This is a genomic window from Roseivivax halotolerans, assembly GCF_900115815.1.
GTDB classification, from domain to species: Bacteria; Pseudomonadota; Alphaproteobacteria; order Rhodobacterales; family Rhodobacteraceae; genus Roseivivax; species Roseivivax halotolerans.
Window position 1 is genome coordinate 1 of record NZ_FOXV01000035.1, and the last position, 1,959, is coordinate 1,959.

Annotated in this window: 1 protein-coding gene; it reads right to left on the reverse strand. The window is 66.9% G+C overall.

Annotated features, from left to right (window positions below; all coding sequences use genetic code 11):
• Positions 1 to 1,946, reverse strand: a 1,946-nt coding sequence (gene acs / locus BM171_RS18580) for an acetate--CoA ligase (RefSeq protein ID WP_139218760.1), incomplete at its 3' end; no start/stop codon positions are given.
• Positions 1,947 to 1,959 lie beyond the last annotated feature (13 nt).

Consider the following 1,959-nt stretch of genomic DNA (forward strand, 5'->3'; position numbering starts at 1 on the left):
CGGTTCATCCTGTTCTCGATGAGGTCGTCGACGACTTCGGGTTCGGCGAGGGTGGAGGTGTCGCCGAGGGATCCGTAGTCGTTCTCTGCGATCTTGCGCAGGATGCGGCGCATGATCTTGCCCGAGCGGGTCTTGGGCAGGCCGGGGGCCCATTGGATGAGGTCCGGCGAGGCGATGGGGCCGATCTCCTGGCGGACCCAGTTCCTGAGCTCCTTCTTGAGATCGTCCGAGGGCTCCTGGCCCTTCATCAGCGTCACGTAGCAGTAGATGCCCTGGCCCTTGACGTCATGCGGATAGCCGACGACCGCGGCCTCGGCGACCTTCTCGTGCGCGACGAGCGCCGACTCGACCTCCGCCGTGCCCATCCGGTGACCGGAGACGTTGATCACGTCGTCGACCCGGCCGGTGATCCAGTAATCGCCGTCCGCGTCGCGCCGGCAGCCGTCGCCCGAGAAGTAATAGCCCTTGTATTGCTGGAAATAGGTGTTCTCGAAGCGCTCGTGATCGCCCCAGACCGTGCGCATCTGGCCGGGCCAGCTATCCGCGATGGCCAGAACGCCCTCGGCGGGGCTGTCCTCGATCACCTTGCCCGATTCGGTCTCGAGCACGACGGGCTTCACGCCGAAGAACGGCTTCATCGCCGCGCCGGGCTTGGTCGCATGGGCGCCGGGCAGGGGGGTCATCAGGTGGCCGCCCGTCTCGGTCTGCCACCAGGTGTCGACGATCGGGCAGCGCTCCTGGCCGACGACGCGGTGATACCAGTCCCAGGCCTCGGGGTTGATCGGCTCGCCGACCGTGCCGAGGATGCGCAGGGACGACAGGTCCGAGCCCGTCACGTGCTCCTCGCCCTGGCCCATCAGCGCGCGGATCGCCGTCGGCGCGGTGTAGAACTGGTTCACCCCGTGCTTCTCGCAGACCTGCCAGAAGCGGCCCGCATCGGGATAGGTCGGCACGCCCTCGAACATCAGCGTCGTCGCGCCGTTGGCGAGGGGTCCGTAGACGATGTAGCTGTGCCCCGTCACCCAGCCGACATCGGCGGTGCACCAGTAGATGTCGCCGTCATGGTAGTCGAAGGTGACCTCGTGGGTGAGGCTGGCGAAGACGAGATAGCCGCCGGTGGTGTGCACGACGCCCTTGGGCTGGCCGGTCGAGCCGCTCGTGTAGAGGATGAAGAGCGGATCCTCGGCCCCCATCTCTTCGGCCGGGCAGTCGGTGCCCGCCTCGGCCATCGCCGCGCTGAGGTCGATATCGCGCCCCTCGGTCCAGGTGGTCTGCCCGCCGGTGCGCTTCACGACGAGGCATTTGACGCTGTCCTTGCAATGCAGAAGCGCCTTGTCCGCGTTCGACTTGAGCGCGGTCTTGCGTCCGCCGCGCGGGGCCTCGTCGGCGGTGATCACCACCTTGGCATCGCAGCCATTGACCCGCTGGCCGAGCGCATCGGGCGAGAAGCCCGCGAAGACCACCGAATGGATCGCGCCGATCCGCGCGCAGGCAAGCATCGCGTAGGCCGCCTCGGGGATCATCGGCAGGTAGAGCACCACCCGGTCGCCGCGCCCGACGCCCTGGTCCTTGAGCACGTTCGCCATGCGGCAGACCTGCTCGTGGAGCTGACGGTAGGTGATGTGCTGGGCGTCCTCGCCGGGCTCGTCCGGCTCCCAGATGATCGCGGTCCGATCGCCGCGGGCCTCCAGGTGCCGGTCGATGCAGTTCTCGGCGACGTTCAGCTTGCCGTCCTCGTACCACTTGATCGAGACCGAGCCGTAGTCGAAATTCACATTCTTGATCTTCGTCGGCGCCTTGGCCCAGTCGAGCCGCTTTGCCTGCTCGCCCCAGAACCCCTCGGGATCCTCGATCGAGCGCGCATACATCTCCTGGTACCGCGCCGCATCCACATGCGCCTTCGCCACCATCTCGTCGCTCGGCGCGTAGATCTTCACATCACTCATATCGCCTCCTCCT